Source organism: Chromohalobacter sp. 11-W (assembly GCF_029889905.1).
Taxonomy (GTDB): Bacteria; Pseudomonadota; Gammaproteobacteria; order Pseudomonadales; family Halomonadaceae; genus Chromohalobacter.
Window position 1 is genome coordinate 201,756 of the sequence record NZ_JARANZ010000004.1, and the last position, 18,951, is coordinate 220,706.

General features: G+C 62.4%; 20 protein-coding genes. 18 read left to right on the forward strand and 2 right to left on the reverse strand.

Features of this window, described 5'->3' with window-relative positions:
• Positions 1-664: 664 nt before the first annotated feature.
• From OP494_RS07575 to sppA, 3 genes are read left to right on the forward strand one after another with little or no spacing between them, the layout of a single operon-like run.
• Positions 665-1,612, forward strand: a complete 948-nt coding sequence (locus OP494_RS07575) for an RluA family pseudouridine synthase (RefSeq protein WP_280540154.1) — start codon at positions 665-667, stop codon at positions 1,610-1,612.
• A 57-nt stretch (positions 1,613-1,669) separates the two neighbouring features.
• Positions 1,670-2,380, forward strand: a complete 711-nt coding sequence (locus OP494_RS07580) for an HAD-IA family hydrolase (protein WP_280540155.1) — start codon at positions 1,670-1,672, stop codon at positions 2,378-2,380.
• A complete protein-coding gene (gene sppA / locus OP494_RS07585) occupies positions 2,377-3,456 on the forward strand; it encodes a signal peptide peptidase SppA (protein ID WP_280540156.1) in 1,080 nt (359 codons plus the stop codon). Before OP494_RS07580 ends, sppA begins: the two co-directional genes overlap by 4 nt.
• A gap of 32 nt (positions 3,457-3,488) precedes the next feature.
• Here sppA and OP494_RS07590 read toward each other — a convergent pair whose 3' ends face one another.
• The gene (locus tag OP494_RS07590; protein ID WP_040243670.1) at positions 3,489-4,070 is read right to left on the reverse strand and encodes a nucleoside triphosphate pyrophosphatase; all 582 of its coding nucleotides are present in this window, start codon (positions 4,068-4,070) and stop codon (positions 3,489-3,491) included.
• 122 nt (positions 4,071-4,192) lie between these two features.
• Between OP494_RS07590 and OP494_RS07595 the strand changes: the two genes are divergently transcribed.
• The 15 genes from OP494_RS07595 (at position 4,193) to OP494_RS07665 (ending at position 17,049) form a co-directional block, all read left to right on the forward strand.
• On the forward strand, positions 4,193-4,720 hold the full coding sequence (locus tag OP494_RS07595) for a YceD family protein (RefSeq protein ID WP_280540157.1): 528 nt from the start codon (positions 4,193-4,195) through the stop codon (positions 4,718-4,720).
• 29 nt (positions 4,721-4,749) lie between these two features.
• Positions 4,750-4,920 carry a 50S ribosomal protein L32 gene (gene rpmF, locus OP494_RS07600; RefSeq protein ID WP_040243667.1) on the forward strand — a complete coding sequence of 57 codons (171 nt, stop codon included), beginning with the start codon at positions 4,750-4,752 and terminating at the stop codon, positions 4,918-4,920.
• Between the two features lie 24 nt (positions 4,921-4,944).
• Entirely contained in the window at positions 4,945-6,078 is a 1,134-nt protein-coding gene (gene plsX, locus OP494_RS07605) for a phosphate acyltransferase PlsX (RefSeq protein ID WP_280540249.1), read from the forward strand.
• 5 nt (positions 6,079-6,083) lie between these two features.
• Positions 6,084-7,040 (forward strand): ACP S-malonyltransferase, encoded by a 957-nt coding sequence (gene fabD, locus OP494_RS07610; RefSeq protein WP_280540158.1) that lies wholly within the window; start codon positions 6,084-6,086, stop codon positions 7,038-7,040.
• A gap of 20 nt (positions 7,041-7,060) precedes the next feature.
• Positions 7,061-7,804, forward strand: a complete 744-nt coding sequence (gene fabG, locus OP494_RS07615; RefSeq protein WP_280540159.1) for a 3-oxoacyl-ACP reductase FabG — start codon at positions 7,061-7,063, stop codon at positions 7,802-7,804.
• A gap of 98 nt (positions 7,805-7,902) precedes the next feature.
• Positions 7,903-8,136 (forward strand): acyl carrier protein, encoded by a 234-nt coding sequence (acpP, locus tag OP494_RS07620; protein ID WP_011506901.1) that lies wholly within the window; start codon positions 7,903-7,905, stop codon positions 8,134-8,136.
• 173 nt (positions 8,137-8,309) lie between these two features.
• Positions 8,310-9,542, forward strand: coding sequence for a beta-ketoacyl-ACP synthase II (gene fabF / locus OP494_RS07625; protein ID WP_280540160.1), 1,233 nt, complete (start codon positions 8,310-8,312; stop codon positions 9,540-9,542).
• 5 nt (positions 9,543-9,547) lie between these two features.
• Positions 9,548-10,363: an aminodeoxychorismate lyase gene (pabC, locus tag OP494_RS07630; protein WP_280540161.1), complete on the forward strand. Its 816-nt coding sequence runs from the start codon at positions 9,548-9,550 to the stop codon at positions 10,361-10,363.
• 14 nt (positions 10,364-10,377) lie between these two features.
• Positions 10,378-11,379 carry an endolytic transglycosylase MltG gene (gene mltG / locus OP494_RS07635; RefSeq protein WP_246894641.1) on the forward strand — a complete coding sequence of 334 codons (1,002 nt, stop codon included), beginning with the start codon at positions 10,378-10,380 and terminating at the stop codon, positions 11,377-11,379.
• Positions 11,380-11,397: 18 nt separating this feature from the next.
• Positions 11,398-12,036 carry a dTMP kinase gene (gene tmk, locus OP494_RS07640; protein WP_280540162.1) on the forward strand — a complete coding sequence of 213 codons (639 nt, stop codon included), beginning with the start codon at positions 11,398-11,400 and terminating at the stop codon, positions 12,034-12,036.
• Positions 12,027-13,004: a DNA polymerase III subunit delta' gene (locus tag OP494_RS07645; protein ID WP_246894639.1), complete on the forward strand. Its 978-nt coding sequence runs from the start codon at positions 12,027-12,029 to the stop codon at positions 13,002-13,004. Before tmk ends, OP494_RS07645 begins: the two co-directional genes overlap by 10 nt.
• Before the next feature lie 33 nt (positions 13,005-13,037).
• Positions 13,038-13,406, forward strand: coding sequence for a PilZ domain-containing protein (locus OP494_RS07650; RefSeq protein ID WP_075367911.1), 369 nt, complete (start codon positions 13,038-13,040; stop codon positions 13,404-13,406).
• A 52-nt stretch (positions 13,407-13,458) separates the two neighbouring features.
• A complete protein-coding gene (locus OP494_RS07655; protein WP_246894638.1) occupies positions 13,459-14,286 on the forward strand; it encodes a TatD family hydrolase in 828 nt (275 codons plus the stop codon).
• Positions 14,287-14,302: 16 nt separating this feature from the next.
• Complete coding sequence (locus OP494_RS07660; RefSeq protein ID WP_280540163.1) at positions 14,303-14,857, forward strand: DUF1285 domain-containing protein; 555 nt, start codon at positions 14,303-14,305, stop codon at positions 14,855-14,857.
• The gene (locus tag OP494_RS07665) at positions 14,854-17,049 is read left to right on the forward strand and encodes an ATP-dependent helicase (protein WP_280540164.1); all 2,196 of its coding nucleotides are present in this window, start codon (positions 14,854-14,856) and stop codon (positions 17,047-17,049) included. The genes OP494_RS07660 and OP494_RS07665 overlap by 4 nt, the downstream gene beginning before the upstream one ends.
• 67 nt (positions 17,050-17,116) lie before the next feature.
• Here the strand turns inward: OP494_RS07665 and OP494_RS07670 are convergent, their stop codons facing one another.
• Positions 17,117-18,757, reverse strand: coding sequence for an electron transfer flavoprotein-ubiquinone oxidoreductase (locus OP494_RS07670; protein ID WP_280540250.1), 1,641 nt, complete (start codon positions 18,755-18,757; stop codon positions 17,117-17,119).
• Positions 18,758-18,951: the final 194 nt, after the last annotated feature.

Sequence of the window (18,951 nt, forward strand, 5' to 3'; positions counted from 1 at the left end):
GTCGAATCGTTTGCTTGCATGCTTGTGCTCAGTGCATGTCGTGACGATGTCTTGGCGACCCAGAGGGCCGTGGGCGACAAGACAGGCATACCAACGGTCGTCATCGCCCAACGGGGACGATGCGCGTGATGATGGCCGCCGAATGCGGTGGACGAGGGGGCCCGCCAGCGCTTCGAGGGGTGTTCAACTTCGTTATCCCGTTTGTATCGATCCTGTCGTATACATCCCTGAACACTGTAAGAGCATGTTGAGTACGCGACGGAGGCAGGACGTGTCCCGGCGGGAGTGTGCCCGTCCGGCCCTGCGGTCATCCGCCAGACAGCTAGCAATAAGTCGATTCGGCGACGCCGGCCCCGGCACGGTGTTTATGTCACCCCGTGTGGTGGCGCCGAAAATATCGTGCGCCCCTGGCGGGCATGGCGTTCCAAACGTTCTCTTCCCCTAGTGCGGCGATGGTGTCGTCGCCAGCGGGGATGTCATGTTCTTCGTTCGGGCCTGCGTGTCTGCAAAGCAGGCGCAACTGACGGGCGCTTGATACCCATTTGAACGAGTCTCGAATATAACAGTAAAGCGATAACGCAGCAATTGGCGTCAAGTCGGTCTCGCTGCGGTAGAATGTTGTCTGGCGACAATTCGGTGGCGATTCGTAAAGGAGAGGGTGCGCATGGCCGAAGGCCGCGACGTACAGTGGGTGGAAATAAGCGAAGGGCAGGTCGGGCAACGTATCGACAATTTTTTGCGTACGCGGCTCAAGGGAGCGCCCAAATCCTTGATCTATCGCATCGTGCGCAAGGGTGAGATCCGCGTCAACAAGAAGCGGGTCAAGGCGGACTACCGCCTGGAGCTCGGCGACATGGTGCGCATACCGCCGTTACGCCTGGCGCCCGAAGAAGCCGTGCGCGAAGTCAGTGACGGGCTGCGCAATCTGCTGGCGGGCAGCGTGTTGGTCGAAGGCCCTGACTGGTTGGTGCTCAACAAGCCGGCTGGGCTCGCCGTGCATGGCGGCAGTGGCGTGAAAATCGGGTTGATCGAGGCGCTGCGTCAGGTCCGTGACGATCTCGATTTCCTGGAGCTGGTGCATCGCCTGGATCGTGATACCTCCGGTTGTCTGTTGCTGGCCAAGTCTCGCGAGGCGTTGGTGACCTTGAATCAGGCGCTCAAGGCACATCAGATGGATAAGCAGTATCTAGCCCTGGTTCAAGGGCGCTGGCCGGCGCGGCGTGAGTTCGTCAGTGCCCGGCTCGATCGCTTCAATGCGGGCAACGGCGAGCGGCGAGTGCGTGTCGATAACCAGGGCAAGGTGTCGCGCACGCGCTTCGCCGTGCGCGAGGCGTTCTCGCGTGTCACGTTGATCGAGGCCGAACCGGTGACCGGTCGTACTCACCAGATTCGTGTGCATGCCGAGCATGCCGGGCATGCATTGTTGGGTGACGACAAGTACGGTACCCGCGAGGGCGCCCGTTTGGCGCGTGAGTTGAAGCTCGATCGCTTGTTCCTGCATTCCCATGCCTTGACCTTTCCCGAGCCCTCGAGCGGTCGCCCGGTGCATGTCAAGGCGCCGCTGGGAGAAACGCTCGAAGCGGTGCTGGCGAGAGCGCGCCGTGCCAGTTGACTGGCTCATGAGTCGCGCGGGTGCGGCATCGAATAACGCCGATGAGGGGAAAGTGGTTTGCGCTATCGTTTAGTGATCTTCGACTGGGATGGCACCTTGATGGATTCCGCGGCGCGGATCGTCGCCTGCATGCAGGCAGCCGCGCAGGATATTGGCTGGACGCCGCTGTCGGATGCGGCGGTACGGGACATTATTGGGCTGGGTCTTCCGGAGGCCATCGCCAAGTTGTGCCCGGGGATGGCTGCGCAGCAGCGTGAGCGTTTGCGCGAGCGCTACGCGGCACATTTCGTTGCTGCCGAGCGGGAGCCGATGCACTTCTTTGATGGGGTGGAGCCCGGCATGATGCGCCTGCGCGGCGAGTCGAGCCTGCGACTGGCAGTGGCGACCGGCAAGAGCCGTCGTGGTCTGGATCGCATTTTTACGAGCACGGGCAGTGGCGAATGGTTCCACGCTAGCCGTACGGCCGATGAAACCCTGTCCAAGCCGCACCCTCGCATGCTGGAAGAGTTGCTGGCCGAGACGCACTTGGCGCCGGAGGAGGCGTTAATGGTCGGCGATACCGAGTACGACATGGAAATGGCGCGGGCATTGGGCATGGATCGCGTGGCGGTGACCTATGGCGTGCATGCCCGCGAGCGCTTGGCGCGTAGCGAGCCAGTGCTGATGGCCGATACGTTCACGGCGTTGATGGATTGGCTGTATGTGGATCACCACGATGATGTACGCGATACCGGACCGGGCATCGTGAGTCGGAGCGAAATCTCATGAGTGACGATAAACGCGAGGACGCTTGGACGCAGGGCCCCGAGGTCGGGCGCGCGTCGCGCGAACGCAACCAGGCGGACGAGTCTGACGAAGAGGCGACAAGTAATCCCGAGCGCTTGCGTGAGCTGCGGCGCCTGCGCGAGCAACGCATGCTCGATCGCTGGATCGACGGTGTGCTCGTCGAGCAGCGGCGTTCACGGCGCTGGAAGCTATTCTTTCGCCTGGTGGTCGTGCTGCTGATTGCGTCGTCGCTGGCGATGACGGCTTATGCGCTATTCTTCGACGGTCGCGACATGACCGGTGGTGCCGGTGCACCCCATCTGGGCGTCGTCGAGGTCGAGGGTGTCATCGATGCCGATGGCGAGGCCAGTGCCGAGCGCATCATCGAGGGGCTGCGTGCCGCCTGGAAGGCGCCGTCTTCACGGGCGGTGGTACTGCATATCAATAGCCCTGGCGGCAGCCCCGTGCAGTCACAGCGTGTATATGATGAAGTGCGCCGTTTGACGGAAAAGGGCGACAAGCCCGTCGTTGCGGTGATCGAGGATATAGGTGCGAGCGGTGCCTATTACATGGCGTCGGCGGCGGACGACATATATGCCGCTCCGGCGAGCCTGGTGGGTTCCATCGGTGTCATTTATTCCGGCTTTGGAATGCAGGAGGCCATCGACAAGTTGGGCATCGAGCGCCGGGTCTTTACCTCCGGCGACAACAAAGCGTTTCTCGATCCCTTCTCCCCGATGCGCGATGAGCAGCGAGATTTCTGGCAGGACGTGTTGGACACCACTCATCGTCAATTCATCGAGGACGTCAAGGACGGGCGCGGCGAACGCCTGGCCGACGACCCCAGGCTCTTTTCAGGCTTGGTCTGGACCGGGGAGCAAGCGCTCGACCTGGGGCTGATCGACGGCTTGGAGAGCCTCGATGGATTGTCCCGGGAGCGCTTCGATGATGTGCGGCTGCATGATTATACGCCAGCGCTCGATCCCTTGACTCGTTTGTCACGCCAACTGGGGCGTGTCGCGGCCGACTGGGCTGGGATCTCCAGCAACGCGTCGCCCGTGCGCTATCAGGTGCAATGACAGCCAAGTGCAATGACGGCGCCAGGCCGGTGTCAGCCCAGCGGATCGAGACCGGCCTCGCGCAGCATTTCACAAAGGCGTATCAGCGGCAGGCCGATCAGAGTGTTGGGGTCACGTCCCTCGAGGCGTTCGAAGAGTGTGATGCCCAGCCCTTCCATGCGAAAACTGCCGGCGCTGTCCAGCGGGCGCTCTTTTTCGACGTAACGCTCGATCTGGGTATCGCTGAGTTCGCGAAACACCACGTCGTAACGTTCGTGATCGACCCAGTGGCGCGCGTGGGCGGTATCGATGAGTGCGATGCCGGTTAGAAAGCGAACGTGCCGGCCCGAAAAACGGCGTAGATTGGCGCGGGCGGTGGCCATGTCGCCGGGCTTGCCGAGTATCTCGCCGTCGAACAGGCAGATCTGATCCGAGCCGATGATCAAGTGCTCGGGATACTCGCCAGCGAGCGCCGTGGCCTTGCCGAGGGCGAGGCGATGCACCAGGGCCTGGGGCGATTCGCGGGGGTGCGGGGTTTCGTCGATGTCTGGCGCGGCCCACGCATAAGGCAGTTCGAGACGGTCGAGGAGCTGGCGGCGCCAACGGGAGCCGGAAGCGAGGACAAGGCGAGTCATGGCGTCTCCTGGAAAAACGATGGCGGGATGGCGCGTCAATTCGCAGTCTGCCGCGCTCCGTCGGTTCTGTACAGTGCGCTTGTTTTGACAGCGTCGGGGTGAGTCCCTATTATTGCGCGCCTATGTTGACCACACGACTTCCTAAGCAGGTCGAGCCTTATAAGCTCGCTGCCAATCGCGAACGTCTCGAAGGCCTGGCGGCACTCGATGCGATGTCGCGCCTTGGCGAAGAGATCGGCGCGCAGCAGAGCGACTGCGAGGTACGCCTGAGTTTCGATATCGATACCCAAGGGCGGCGCCTCATGGACGGCCAGCTTCTGGCGCATGTGCAGATGCCTTGCAGACGTTGCCTGGAGCCCATGCCGGTGACGCTGGAGAGTCACTTCCTGCTGGGACTGGTCACCGATGATAGTCTAGCGGGTGATTTGCCGAGCGACTATGAGCCGGTATTGGTGGAAAACGAGCAGCTGAATCTTCTGCCGGTGGTCGAGGATGAGCTCATCCTTAGCCTGCCTCAGGTGATTTATCATGACGAAGCGGATTGCGCCGTTTCGCGCGATCAGCTGGAAAGCGGCGCTGATGCCGAGGTGTCGGAGCAGCGTTCTACAAGCCCTTTCGAGATGCTGCGCAACTTGAAAGGCAAACTTTGAATCATCGTCGACACTCTGGAGTGTAACCCATGGCAGTTCAAAAAGTACGCAAGAGCCGTTCCAAGCGTGGCATGCGTCGTAGCCACGATGCGTTGAGCGCCCCGACCCTGTCTCAGGACAAGGAAACCGGCACCACGCATCGTCGTCACCACGTGGCGTCCGATGGCTTCTACCGTGGCCGCAAGGTCTTCGACGTTTAAGACGTCGTCGACGCGCACGTGACCGTGCGAATCGCTATCGATGCGATGGGCGGGGACCTGGGTCCCCGCGCCACCGTCACCGGCTCTCTCCAGGCGCTCGCCATGCACTCGAATCTCGAGATTCAGATGCACGGCCCTCGCGACGCCTTGGAAGCCGAGCTAGAGTCCCTTCCCAAACGCCTTTCCGGCTACCGTTCCCGTCTCGTCCTGCAGCACGCGCCGCGCGTCATTTCGCAGGCCATGCGGGTAGCGAATGCCGTGCGTGAGGCCAGCGGGACAAGCATGCTCGGTGCCATCGCGAGCGTTCGCGACGATCAGGCGGATGCCTGTGTCAGCGCCGGGAATACCGGGGCGCTGATGGCGTTGGCGAGGCGCGAATTGGGCACGGTCAAAGGCATTGCGCGGCCCGCTATCAGCACGGCGGTACCTACTCAAGGCGGCGGGCGTTGTTATCTGCTCGACCTGGGTGCCAACGTCGGTGTTCAGGCGCGTCATCTGGTCGATTTTGCGCGCATGGGCGCGATCATGGCGCGGGTGATCGACGATGTGGCGACGCCGCGTGTGGCGCTCTTGAATATCGGTGTCGAAGCCAGTAAAGGCGTGCCTAGCGTACGCGAGGCAGATGAGTGTCTGCGTCAAGGCGTGGCGTGCCATCGAGATGGTTATGGTTTCGAGTATATCGGTTACCTCGAAGGCGATGGCGTCTTCTCGGGGGCGGCGGATGTCGTGGTGTGCGACGGTTTCGTGGGCAATGCGGTCCTAAAGGCCAGCGAGGGCTTGGCGACGATGTTGCTAGCGCGTCTGCAGGAGACGTTCGAGGCGCATTTTACCACGCGCGTGGTGCGTGCCATGGCCAGGCCTGCGTTACTGCGTCTCAAGCGGCGACTCGACCCGGTACGCTATAATGGCGCTAGTCTGTTGGGACTGTCGGGTATTGTCGTCAAAAGTCACGGCGGGGCAGATGCCAAAGGTTTTGCCTATGCCATTTCACGCGCGGTGCGCGAGGTCGACATGGATTTACCTTCGCATCTGGCACGGGAGTTGGGCGATGCGGTGCACTCTGAGCCTTCTATCCTCTCGGTCGACTCCGATAGCGGTCGAGCGGATAGTGGGTTAGCGAGCGATGCTCAACCCGACGACCCCCATCCTCAAAGGTGACTGTCATGACACAATCCCTCGCCCTCGTCTTTCCGGGGCAGGGCTCCCAGCAGGTCGGCATGCTGAGGGAGCTGGCCGAGCGTTACAGCGTCGTGCGAACTACGTTCGACGAAGCGTCCGGTGCGTTAGGTTACGACCTCTGGAAAGTCGTACAGGAAGGCCCCGAGAGTGCCTTGAACGCCACGGCCTGCACGCAACCTGCACTGCTGACCTCTAGCGTCGCGATCTGGCGCGTCTGGCAAGAGCTCGAGGGCCCGCGCCCTCTGGTGATGGCGGGCCATAGCCTGGGTGAGTACAGCGCCATGGTATGTGCCGGCGTCATCAGCTTCGCAGAAGGCGTGCGCCTGGTGCGTCTGCGCGGTGAGGCGATGCAGGCGGCGGTACCGGAAGGCCAAGGCGCGATGGCTGCGGTGCTTGGTCTCGATGACGCGACGGTCGAGACGGCATGTCGTGAAGCGGCGCAAGGTGAAGTGGTCGCGGCGGTCAACTATAATGCCCCGGGCCAGGTCGTGATTGCGGGCAATAAAGCCGCCGTTGAACGGGCCATTGGCTTGTGTCAGGAAGCCGGTGCCAAGCGGGCCTTGCCGCTGCCGGTGTCGGTGCCTTCGCATTGCAACTTGATGCAGCCGGCCGCCGAGCGCCTCGCAGCGGAGATCGATCGACTCGATCTCAGAACGCCACGTTATACTGTGGTCCAGAATGTCGATGCGCTCGCGCATGAGGACGTTCAAACGCTCAGTCAGCGTCTCGTCGAGCAGCTTTATCGGCCGGTACGTTGGACGGATTGCGTCAATGCCATGTACGAACGTGGCGCCCGGGTCTTTGTCGAATGTGGGCCGGGCAAGGTTCTGACCGGGCTCAATAAGCGAATTCAACGCCAAGCCAAAGGGCTTGCCGTCAACGACCCCGAATCGCTTGAGAGTGCGCTGGAATTGGCGCGTAGCGAAGGGGGGCAGTCTTAGCAATGAATGCGGGAAACCAGATGACAAGCGAACGCAGGATAGCCCTGGTCACCGGTGCCAGTCGCGGCATTGGACAGGCGATCGCCCGTGAGCTGGGCCGTCAAGGACGTGTGGTGATCGGTACTGCAACCAGCCAGGCCGGCGCCGACAAGATCGATGCCGATCTAAAGGCGCACGATGTCGAGGGTGCTGGTCGTGTGCTCGACGTCACCGACCAGGCCAGCGTCGAGAGCCTGATCAAATCGATTGGCGACGAGTTCGGTGCACCGACCATACTGGTCAACAATGCTGGCATTACGCGTGACAATCTGCTGATGCGCATGAAAGAAGACGAGTGGGACGCGGTGCTCGACACCAATCTCAAGTCGCTTTATCGCGTCACCAAGGCGTGCGTGCGCGGCATGACCAAGGCGCGCTTCGGGCGTATCGTCAGTATCAGCTCGGTCGTCGCCAGCATGGGCAATCTGGGGCAGGCCAACTATGCGGCGGCCAAGGCCGGCATGGAAGGGTTTTCACGCTCCCTGGCGCGTGAAGTCGCCTCGCGTGGCATTACCGTTAATAGTGTTGCGCCGGGTTTCATCGCTACCGACATGACGCAGGCGCTACCCGAGGCCCAGCACGACGCGTTGTTGGGGCAGATTCCGCTGTCGCGTCTGGGCGCTCCCGAGGAAATTGCCGCTGCCGTGGGCTTTCTCACCAGCGACAATGCCGGCTACATTACCGGTGAAACGCTGCAGGTCAACGGCGGCATGAATATGCGTTGACGCTCTCCAAGGCGCTGTTGCGTCGTCTGGGAGCGGTCTATAAACTAGCCGCAGCTTTCCAGAGCTAGCGGATTCGTACCACTAGGAGTAACAAGAGAATGAGCACCATCGAAGAGCGCGTGAAGAAGGTTGTGGCTGAGCGCCTGAACGTCAAGGAAGAAGACATCCAGAACACGTCTTCCTTCACCGAGGATCTCGGCGCCGACTCGCTGGACACTGTCGAGCTGGTGATGGCGCTCGAAGAAGAATTCGATACAGAGATTCCCGACGAAGAAGCCGAGAAGATCACGACCGTTCAGGAAGCGATCGATTACGTCGTCGCTCATCAGTAAGTAGAGCGGTACCGGGTCGCCCGGTTCGACATCGACTCGCGAAGGCCGCTCTGTCATCAGGGCGGCCTTCGTCGTTTGTGCATGCGTGCGGTCTCCATCCCGTCGGTGTTTCGGGTATAATGCGCGCCAAACACGGCACTGCCGTGCCAACTCGCAAGTCTGGAGGAGAGCTGATGCCTCGTAAAAGGGTCGTGGTAACCGGATTGGGCCTGGTAACCCCGGTCGGTAACAGTGTCAAGGAAAGCTGGGACAACATCCTGGCGGGCAAGAGCGGCATCGCACCGATCGACCACTTCGATACTACGGGATTCAATACGCGTTTTGGCGGTTCGGTGAAGGACTTCGATATCAGTCCTTATCTGAATCCCAAGGAAGCGCGCAAGATGGATCTGTTCATTCAGTACGGGATCGCCGCGGCGGGGCAGGCCATCGCCGATGCCGGACTGGAGAGCGACGAGGACAATGCGGATCGCATCGGTGTGGCGATCGGTTCGGGCATCGGGGGGCTGCCGATGATTGAGCATAACCATAATGCCTTGAATCGCGGTGGCCCGCGCAAGATCTCGCCGTTTTTCGTACCCGGGTCGATCATCAATATGATCTCCGGCAATCTGGCGATCCAGCATGGCTTTCGCGGACCCAACATCGCCATCACCACGGCTTGTACCACGGGGACGCACAACATCGGCTACGCGGCGCGCACCATTGCCTATGGCGATGCAGATGCCATGGTCTGCGGGGGAGCCGAAATGGCCACCACGCCGCTGGGTCTGGGTGGTTTCTCGTCGGCGCGTGCGCTGTCCACGCGTAATGACGACCCTGCTGCAGCAAGCCGCCCCTGGGACCGCGAACGAGATGGCTTCGTGCTCTCCGATGGCGCCGGGGTGCTGGTGCTCGAGGAGTACGAGCATGCCAAGCAGCGTGGCGCGCCCATCTATGCCGAGGTTCTGGGCTTTGGCATGAGCGACGATGCCTACCACATGACCGCACCCAACGGTCAGGGAGCGGAAATGGCCATGCGCAATGCCGTCAAGGACGCCGCTATCGATGCCGGGCAGTTGAATTACATCAACGCACACGGAACCTCGACCCAGGCGGGCGATGTCGCGGAAAGCCAGGCCGTGGAGCGCGTCATGGGCGACGCGGCCAAGTCCGTAGCGGTCAGTTCCACGAAGTCGATGATCGGCCACCTGCTGGGAGCCGCCGGCGCTGTCGAGGCGATATTCAGCGTGCTCGCCATCCGCGATAGCGTCGTGCCGCCGACCATCAACCTCGAAGATCCCGACGAGGGGTGCACGCTAGATTACGTGCCCAACGAAGCGCGCGAGAAGTCGGTAGCGTACAGCCTATCGAATTCCTTCGGCTTCGGCGGTACCAATGGATCACTGATCTTCGGCCGCGTTTAGGCGTCATGACCGACGAGGCAGTGCCGTTCGACGATCGCGGCTTCGCTTATGGGGACGGTCTCTTTGAGACCGTCCTCGTGCGTGATGGGCAGCCTTTATTGTGGGACGCGCATCTACGGCGGCTGGCGCGCGGTGCCGAGCGGCTGGAAATCCCATTGCCGGATACGCAGACCTTGGCGAGCTTGCCGGGGCAGGCGGGGGCTGGGTTGTGCGTGCTCAAGTTGCTCGTGACGCGTGGCAGCGGCGGTCGTGGGTACGCATCTCCCGAACCGCCCGTGCCGCGCCTGCGTTGGCGATGTACGCCTTTCATGCCGCAGTCCGCGTATTGGCGCGAGGGTGTACGCGTTCGCCTGTGCCGGCTGCGCTTGGGGCACCAGCCTTTATTGGCAGGCATCAAGCATCTCAACCGTCTCGAGAACGTCATGGCGCGCCGTGAGTGGCGCGATCCCGATGTTGCCGAAGGGGTGTTGTGCGATCAGCACGAGCGTCTCGTCGAGGCGACCAGCATGAACCTGGTCTGGAGGCGGCACGGCCTGCTCGAGACCCCCGACCTGAGCGCATGTGGCGTGGAAGGTACGCTGCTGGCGGCGTTGCGCGAGCGTTTGCCGATTCACACGCGCGGAGCGGGGATCGAGGCGTTGATGGAGGCCGACGCAGCCTGGGTCATCAACTCGGTTCAGGGGGTGTGGCCCCTGAACCGGCTGGACGATACCGACGGTACCTGCCTGAAGCGGTGGGCGGTACATACCGCGCACCGGTATCTGCAACAGCATGCCCATCCATTGCTGGGCTATCCCCATGACGTCTTCGATGAGGCGTGAGACAAGGTATCGACATGCGAGTGGTGAAGGTTCTCATAGGGATTGCGATATTGGCTGGCGTGGCGGTATTGGGGGCCTATCAGTATTGGCAATCCCGCCTGGCGGCCCCGCTGGCCCTCAATGAAACGACGATTTACGAAGTCCCGCGTGGTGCGGGATTCTTGCGGGTCATCGGCGAACTCGAGGAGCGCGGCATCATCGATGCCACCTGGCCGTATCGCGTCCTGGCGCAAGTTTCGCCCGACAAGGTCAACGGACTGCGTTCCGGCGAGTTCGAACTCGACCCCGGAATGAGCGGCAACGACATGGTGGCGCGACTATCCAGCGACAATGTCGTGTCCTATCGCTTTACCATTCCCGAAGGGTGGACGTTCGCGCAGATGCGCCGCGAACTGGACGCCGCTGCCAAGCTCGAGCATCGCACTCGAGACATGAGCGATGACGAGGTCATGGCGGCCTTGGGGCACGAGGATGAATATCCTGAGGGACGTTTCTTTCCCGATACGTATCGCTATCACAAGGGGATGACGGACCTTGAGGTACTGCGTCGCGCTTACGAACGCATGGCGACCATTCTGGCGGATGTTTGGGCACAGCGGCAGGACGACTTGCCTATCGATAGCGCCTACGACGCGCTCATCCTGGCTTCTTTGATCGAACGCGAGACGGGCGTCCCGGAAGAGCGACGCCAGATCGCCGGCGTCTTCACGCGGCGCCTCGAAAGCGGCATGCGGCTGCAGACCGATCCCACGGTGATTTACGGCATGGGAGACGACTACGATGGCAACATCACGCGGGCCGATCTGCGTCGCGAGACGCCCTATAACACCTACGTGATCGACGGACTACCGCCGACGCCGATTGCCATGCCGGGGAAGGGGGCGTTGCAAGCCGCGGTGGATCCGGCCCCGGGAGATGCCTTGTATTTCGTCGCACAAGGCGACGGCTCGCATCAATTTTCCAGTACGCTGGCCGAGCACAATGCCGCGGTACGTCGTTACATTCTCAACCGCTGAGCGGGGTAGAGCATCGCCATGACGCCAGGACGTTTCATCACCCTCGAGGGGGGCGAAGGGGTGGGGAAATCCACCAACGTGGATTTCGTGTGCGACTGGTTGTGCGCTCGCGGTATCGAAGTGTTGCGTACGCGTGAGCCGGGCGGCACTCCGCGGGCCGAGGCGATTCGTGCGCTACTGCTCGACCCCACCCCGCAGGAGCCGCTCGACGAGACGGCCGAATTGCTGCTGATGTTCGCGGCCCGCGCCCAGCATCTGGCGGCCAAGATCCGTCCCGCGTTGGCGCGGGGTGTGTGGGTCGTCTGCGACCGCTTTACCGATGCGACCTTCGCCTATCAGGGCGGCGGGCGCGGACTGGATGAGACGCGTATTGCGACACTCGAAGCCTTGGTGCAAGACGATTTGCAACCCGACCTGACGCTGTTACTGGATATGCCGGTCGAGGCCGCCCAGCACCGTGTCGAACGTCGGGGCACCACACGCGACCGCTTCGAGCGCGAACGACAAAACTTCTTCACCGCCGTGCGTGAGAGCTACCTTTCCCGCGCCGCCCAAGCGCCGGCACGCTTCGCCGTGATCGATGCCGACCGAGAGCTGGATGCGGTACAGGCGTCGATCGCCGATCACCTGGCAGCGAGAAGCGCGTTATGGTCGTGACGCCATTACCTTGGCAGCGTGACTTGTGGCAGCGCCTGATTCGCCAACAGGACGCGGGCCGTTTAGCGCATGCGCTATTGATTTCGGGCCCGCACGGGGTCGGCAAACACGATCTCGCCGATGCTCTGGTAGCCCGCACGCTGTGTCATGCCCCGGGCGACACCGCCTGTGGCGAGTGCCATGCCTGTCACATGCTGGCGTCGGGATATCATCCCGACCTGCTCGATATCACCCCGGCAGAAAAGCGCCGCCAGATTCGCATCGATCCGATTCGGCAGGTCAATGCTTTCGTGTCGCAGACCGCGCAACAAGGCGGCTATCGCGTGATTCGTCTGCATCCCGCGGAAGCCATGAACGTGGCCGCCTCCAACGCTCTCCTCAAGAGTCTCGAAGAGCCGGGCGCGAAGACATTGTTCGTGCTCCTGGCGGACATTCCCTCACGCATGCTGCCGACCATTCGTTCGCGTTGCCAGCATTGGAGCCTGGGCGTGCCCGAGCCACACAGCGCCCTGGAGTGGCTGAACGAACGCTTCGAGGATCCCGAACAAGCGCGTTTCTGGTTGCGCGTGGCCGGCGGTTTGCCCCAGTTTGCCGTCGAGCTGGCCGAGGGACGCGGCTTGCGCCAGGAGCTTCGTGAGCTCTTCGATGCCCTGGTGCGTGGCGCGGAGCCAGTCGCCGAGGCGGCGCGTCTCGATCCCCAGTCGTTGGACCGCGTGCTGTGGTACGGTATCGTTTGGCTCGAAGACCTTATTCGCTTGGGCGTCTCCGGCGAAGCACAGCACGTGCGCAATCCGGACCTCCTGCCGCTGTATCGCCAGGCAGCCAAGAATGCGCGGGTGCGCGATTGGTTTCGCCTGCTCGACTACGCGCGCGAACAGCGCCGTTTGATCGCCGCCGGGGGCAACCCCAATGCACAGCTGGTACTGGAAGCCTGGCTGGTGCGTTGGGCATCGCTGTTGCGCTCGTGACAACGCCACGCTGGCGAGGCATAAACATCGTGCATGCAGCGAGTCGTGCATCCTGACCGAGGAGTACTCAGCGTGGCACAAAAAGCCTTATCTCTGACGTTCCACGATACACAGACCCTACAGGCAGCTTATATGCCCTGGCTGGAGCGGGGCGGCGTCTTCGTTCCCACGCAGGAGCGTTATGCGCTCGGCGATGCGGTGTATCTGCTGATCACCTTGCCGGAGGATCCCGAGCGCCTACCGGTCTCGGGCACGGTCGCCTGGCTGTCGCCGCCGGGTGTCGGCGGGCGGCGCGTCCCGGGGATCGGCGTGCATTTCAGCGACGCCGATCAGCGTGTGAGGGAGCTGATCGATATCCAACTCGCAGGTGTCACCGCCACACGCCCCAGCTATACCCTTTAGGCCTCGTCGACTTTTCAGACAGTCACACCCTTTTCGATTCTTTAGGTACCGCATGTTCGTTGATTCCCACTGTCATCTCGATCGACTCGACCTCACCGCCCATGACGGCAAGCTCGAGGGCGCTCTGGAAGCCGCCCGCCAACGTGGCGTGCGTCAATTCCTGGCAATCGCCGTCACGCTGGACGACGTACCTAACCTGGTCGATATCGCCCGTGCCCATGATGACGTCTCGTTATCCGCCGGGGTGCATCCGCTGCATCGAGTCGAGCACGAGCCCGACGTCCAGGCTATCGTCGATTGTGCCCAGCGTCATGATGCGGTAGCGATTGGCGAGACCGGGCTGGACTATCACTACGATGAAGTGGCTCACGATGTGCAGCGCCAGCGTTTCGCTCACCACCTGCGCGCCGCGCGTGAACTCGAATTGCCGGTGATCGTGCATACCCGTGATGCCAAGGAAGACACCCTGGCGTTGATTCGTGAGCATACCGATCCCGCGGTGGGGGGCGTCTTGCATTGCTTCACCGACGATCTCGACATGGCGCGGGAAGCGGTGAGGCTGGGTTTCTACATTTCGCTTTCCGGTATCGTGACCTTCCGTAACGCTACCTCGGTTCGCGAACTGGCGCGTCTTGTGCCCCTCGACCGGCTATTGATCGAGACCGATAGCCCTTATCTGGCGCCGGTGCCGCATCGTGGCAAGCCCAATGAGCCTCAGTGGGTCGTGGAGGTGGCGGAATGCATCGCCGCCGAGCGGGGCATCAGTGTCGACGAGGTCGCGATGCAGACGAGTGCCAATTTCTACCGGCTGTTCCGCGCTGCACTGCCCGAGGCGCCCGAGGATGTGCGCGAGGCATTGGCACAGATGAGCGGTCAGTAAAGCACGAGGAGCGAGCATGCCACTAGAATCGTTGACGGCACATCTCGACGCATCACCCACGGCAGCGTTGCCGCCGGTCGATACCTGGAACCCGCCTTTCTGCGGTGACATGGCGTTGACCATTGCCGCCGATGGCCGCTGGTGGCATGAGGGCACGCCAATCGGGCGCGCGCGTTTGGTACGTTTACTGTCGCGCCTGCTGCGTCGGGAAGAAGATGGCGATTATTATCTGGTCACGCCGGTCGAAAAACTGCGTGTTCAGGTTGAGGATCGCCCGTTTGTGATCGCCGATGCCGATTGTCGCGACGGGGTGTGGACGCTGACCACCAATCTCGGCGATAGCGTCACATTGGGTGCGCAACGCCGCCTCGTGGTCAGCCCCATGCCGGCCGGCGATCCGGTTCCCGAGGTCGCCATTCGCTTCGGATTGTCGGCACGGCTCAACCGCAACGTCTACTATCGCCTGATCGATATCGCCGAGATGTATGAGACGCCCAACGGTAGCGAGCTCGGGATATATAGCGCCGGCGTCTGGCAGCCTCTCGGCTGGTTGCCCGAGGAGACACCGTGAGGGAGGAGACGCCCGAACAGCGTGCCGTGGTCGCGCATCTCGAGGGGCATGCGCGTGTATCGGCGGTCGCCGGTGCCGGTAAGACCACCACCCTTGTGCAGCGCGTCTTGCACCTGCTGGCCAGCCGCGTGCCACCGCAACGCATGCTGGTGCTGATGTTCAATCGCGCCGCGCGCGAGGACTTCACCCACAAGCTGGCGCACGAGGCGGCGGGGCAGCGCCTTCCCGATGTGCGAACCTTTCACTCCATCGGCCATCGTCTGACCCAGACCCTGACGCGCTGGGGCTATCTATCATCGCGTCAGTTGATCGCCGCCGATTGGCAGCGCGAGCGGCTGTTGCGTCAGGCAGTACAGATGAGCCTGGAACACGCTGACGACAGTCAGCGCCACGCCGCGCTGGAGTCGGATCGTCTCGAAGCGCTGGCGCAGTTCTGCGAGCTGGTCAAGGCCGAGATGTGCGCCCCGGAGCTGCTCCACGAACGCCTGGATTTCGGCGAGAATACTCAGCACTTCTGCGAAGCGTATGCGGTCTTCGAGGGGTTGCTCGAGGATCACGCCTTGATGACCTACGCCGATCTTCTCTATCGACCGTTGCGCTGCCTGGAAGCAACCCCCGAGGCGCGCTCGCGGGTGCAGGGCTTTCTCGATCATGTGATCGTCGACGAGTATCAAGACATCAACGAGGTGCAGCAGCGCTTATTGGCGATTCTTGCGGGGTCTTCCGCCCAGGTGATGGCGGTGGGCGATGCCAATCAGTGCATCTATGAGTGGCGAGGCGCGCGCCCCGATGCCATGTTCGAACGCTTTACCACCTTGTTCGGCGCCGCCCACGATTATCCGCTGTCGTATACCTTTCGTCATGGCCATGTGCTGGCGTTGGCGGCCAATCATGCCATCCGCGCCAACCGTCGGCGTCCCGATCAGCTATGCCTGGCCGCACCCGGCACGCCGACGACCCGCGCCGACGTGGCGGTGGGCAGCAGTGAGCTGCTCGATGCCCTTCAGCAATGGCGCGGCGACGGGCGAGCCTTGGGCGAGGCCTGCGTACTGGTGCGCAGTTGGGCGTTGTCGGTCTCCGTGCAGTTGCAGCTGTTGCGAGCCGGCATTCCATTCCGGCTCGCGCGTGAGGATCGCTTCGTGTTTCGTCTGCCGCTGGTGCAGGCGCTGGCGGGGTATCTGGCCCTGGCGCGAGACGGACGCCGTCTGCAGGATCCCGAGCAGCTCAACTTGCTGTTGTCGCAGCCGACGGTGTTCGTGCCTCGCGAGACGCTGACCGCCTTGGCGCACCAACTGGCCCAGACCCAGCAATGGCCTGAGCGACACGACCCTTTGTTGAATGCGTTGAAGCCCCTTCAGCGACGCAACCTCAAGCGTCGCTGGCAGTTGCTATGCGAACTGCCCCGCATGTCGAATTGGCCGCCGGCCAAGCTGCTCGAACATGTCGTCGAGGCCACCGAGGCGGACAAGGCGCTCAAACGCGCCGCCTCGAGACGCGCCAAGGCCGAGGACGATGTGCGTCTGCTTGATGTGTTGATCGAACAGGCCGGTGAACTGGCCAACGATCCCGAAGGCTTCATCGAGTTGCTCAGCCAACCGGTCGAAGCGCGCGAGGATGGCGTGTTGGTGACCACGGTGCATGGCGCCAAAGGTCTCGAATGGCCGATGGTCGCGCTGTGGGGCGTCAACGAGGAAGACTTTCCGCACTACACGCGTGAGACACCTCTGGACGCCGAGCGTCTGGAGGAGGAGCGTCGCCTTTACTACGTAGCGATCACGCGAGCGCGGGAGCGTTTGCTGGTGCTGCACGATGGCGGCGATCATCGTCCCAGTCGCTTTCTCGACGAAACCGCTTGGGACGACTGCCATCGCGCCGCTGCCGCGCTCGGCGAGACACCGCCTGACGCGCTGGCGGTGCGTGCACCCGAGGTGGTCGGGCGTTATCTCGAACGTTGCGGCCTGAACCTAGCCGTCACTCGTGCGTCAGAACCAGTCGCTGAATCAGCGTCTGCGACATGGGCGGTGGGGGAATGGGTGCGGCATGAGGTCTTCGGCGATGGCGAGATCGTCCTCCTTGAGGGCGATCCCGCCAATCCAGTCATCGAGGTGCGCTTCACGCAGGCGGGACGTCGGCGGTTGATCGCCGCGCGCGCGCCGCTGGCGCATGTGGCGGATCAGGCAGTGCCGAGCTGAGGCGGGTACGACCCTTTTGCAAACATCTAGATGCCCCCGCCCCTTGGCGAGGACAGCGTGAGCATGACTACATGTTGGGATAGTTGGGACCGCCGCCGCCTTCCGGCGCCACCCAGGTGATGTTCTGGGAAGGGTCCTTGATATCGCAGGTCTTGCAGTGCACGCAGTTCTGGAAATTGATCTGGAATTTAGGCTCGCCGTCTTCCTCGACTATTTCGTAAACCCCTGCGGGGCAGTAGCGCTGCGCGGGCTCGGCGTATTCTGGCAAGTTGATACGTACCGGAATCTCGGGATCGGTGAGCCGCAAGTGACAAGGCTGATCCTCTTCATGGTTGGTATTGGAGAGGAACACCGACGAAGACTTGTCGAACGAGAGCTTGCCATCCGGCTTGGGATAGTCGATGGGCGTTACCTCGTTGGCATGGCGCATGCGCGCATGATCGGAGGTGGTGTCGTGCACGGTGGGCAACTTGCCGCCCAGCAATTGATCCAGGAAGTTGTAGGCGCCGCCCTTGACGGTGCCGTACTTGTGAATCGCCGGCCCGAAACTACGGCTTTCGGTCAACTCTGCCCAAGCCCAGCTATTTTGCCATTTCGAGGTGAACGCGGTCAGCTCCGCGCCGCCTTCGTCACCCGCGACGAAGGCCTCGAACACGGCCTCTGCGGCGACCAGGCCGGATTTCATCGCCATGTGGATGCCCTTGATCTTGGCAAAGTTGAGCGTGCCGGCATCGCAGCCGATCAACAAGCCACCGGGGAAGGTCATCTTGGGCAGGCTATTGGCGCCGCCCTTGGTGATAGCCCGAGCCCCGTAGGAAACGCGGGAGCCGCCCTCGAGATGTTGCTTGAGCACCGGATGGTGCTTCATGCGCTGAAATTCATCGAAAGGCGAGAGGTAGGGGTGGTCGTAGGAAAGATCGACGATCAACCCCACCACGACCTGCTGGTTCTCGGCGTGGTAGAGGAACCAGCCGCCATGGGTGTCATTGGGCAGCGGCCAGCCCGAGCCATGCAAGACGCGTCCGGGCGTGTGCTGATCGGCGGGCACGTCCCAGAGTTCCTTGAAACCCAGCGCATAGTGTTGTGGATCGCGGCCTTCGTCGAGGTCGAAGCGCTCGATCAAGCGCTTGCCGAGATGCCCGCGTGCGCCCTCGGCGAACAGTGTGTACTTGGCGCGCAGTTCCATGCCCGGCATATGGCCGGATTTTTCGCTGCCGTCGGCGGCCACGCCCATGTCGCCGACGAGGATGCCGCGTACTGTGCCATCGTCATCGTGCAGGCTTTCCTGGGCGGCGAAGCCGGGGAAGATTTCCACGCCCAGTTCTTCGGCCTGTTCGGCCAGCCAGCGACATAGATTGCCTGCGCTGATGACATAATTGTCATGCGCGCCGCCGGTATTGTGCATGCTCTTGGGCACCAGGGCATTGGGTAGCTTCTGGGCGTTATCGGCGTCCTTGAGCAGGTAGAGGTCGTCACTGACCACGGGGGTGGTCAACGGCGCGCCGCGCGATTCCCAGTCGGGGAAGAGTTCGCGAAGGGCACGTGTCTCGAGCACGGCACCGGACAGAATATGCGCGCCCACTTCTGAGCCTTTTTCGACCACGCAGACGCTGAGTTCGCGCTGGGCCTCGTGGGCCTGCTGCATCAGGCGACACGCCGCCGAGAGCCCGGATGGGCCGGCGCCGACGATGACGACGTCGAAATCCATGTATTCGCGTTCCACGGCTTGATCTCCTCCATCTTCGCGTTGGGCGGTCGACGCGCCCGAGCATGCACAGTGTCTTTCGAGCAATGGTGCATGGACAAGTCGCGTTTTTCTTGGTTGTATTCTAACGATTGTATTTTAAACGGCCGTTTGATTCCACCCGGAGTGGCCGGTCCGCATGATGTCATTTTCCATGG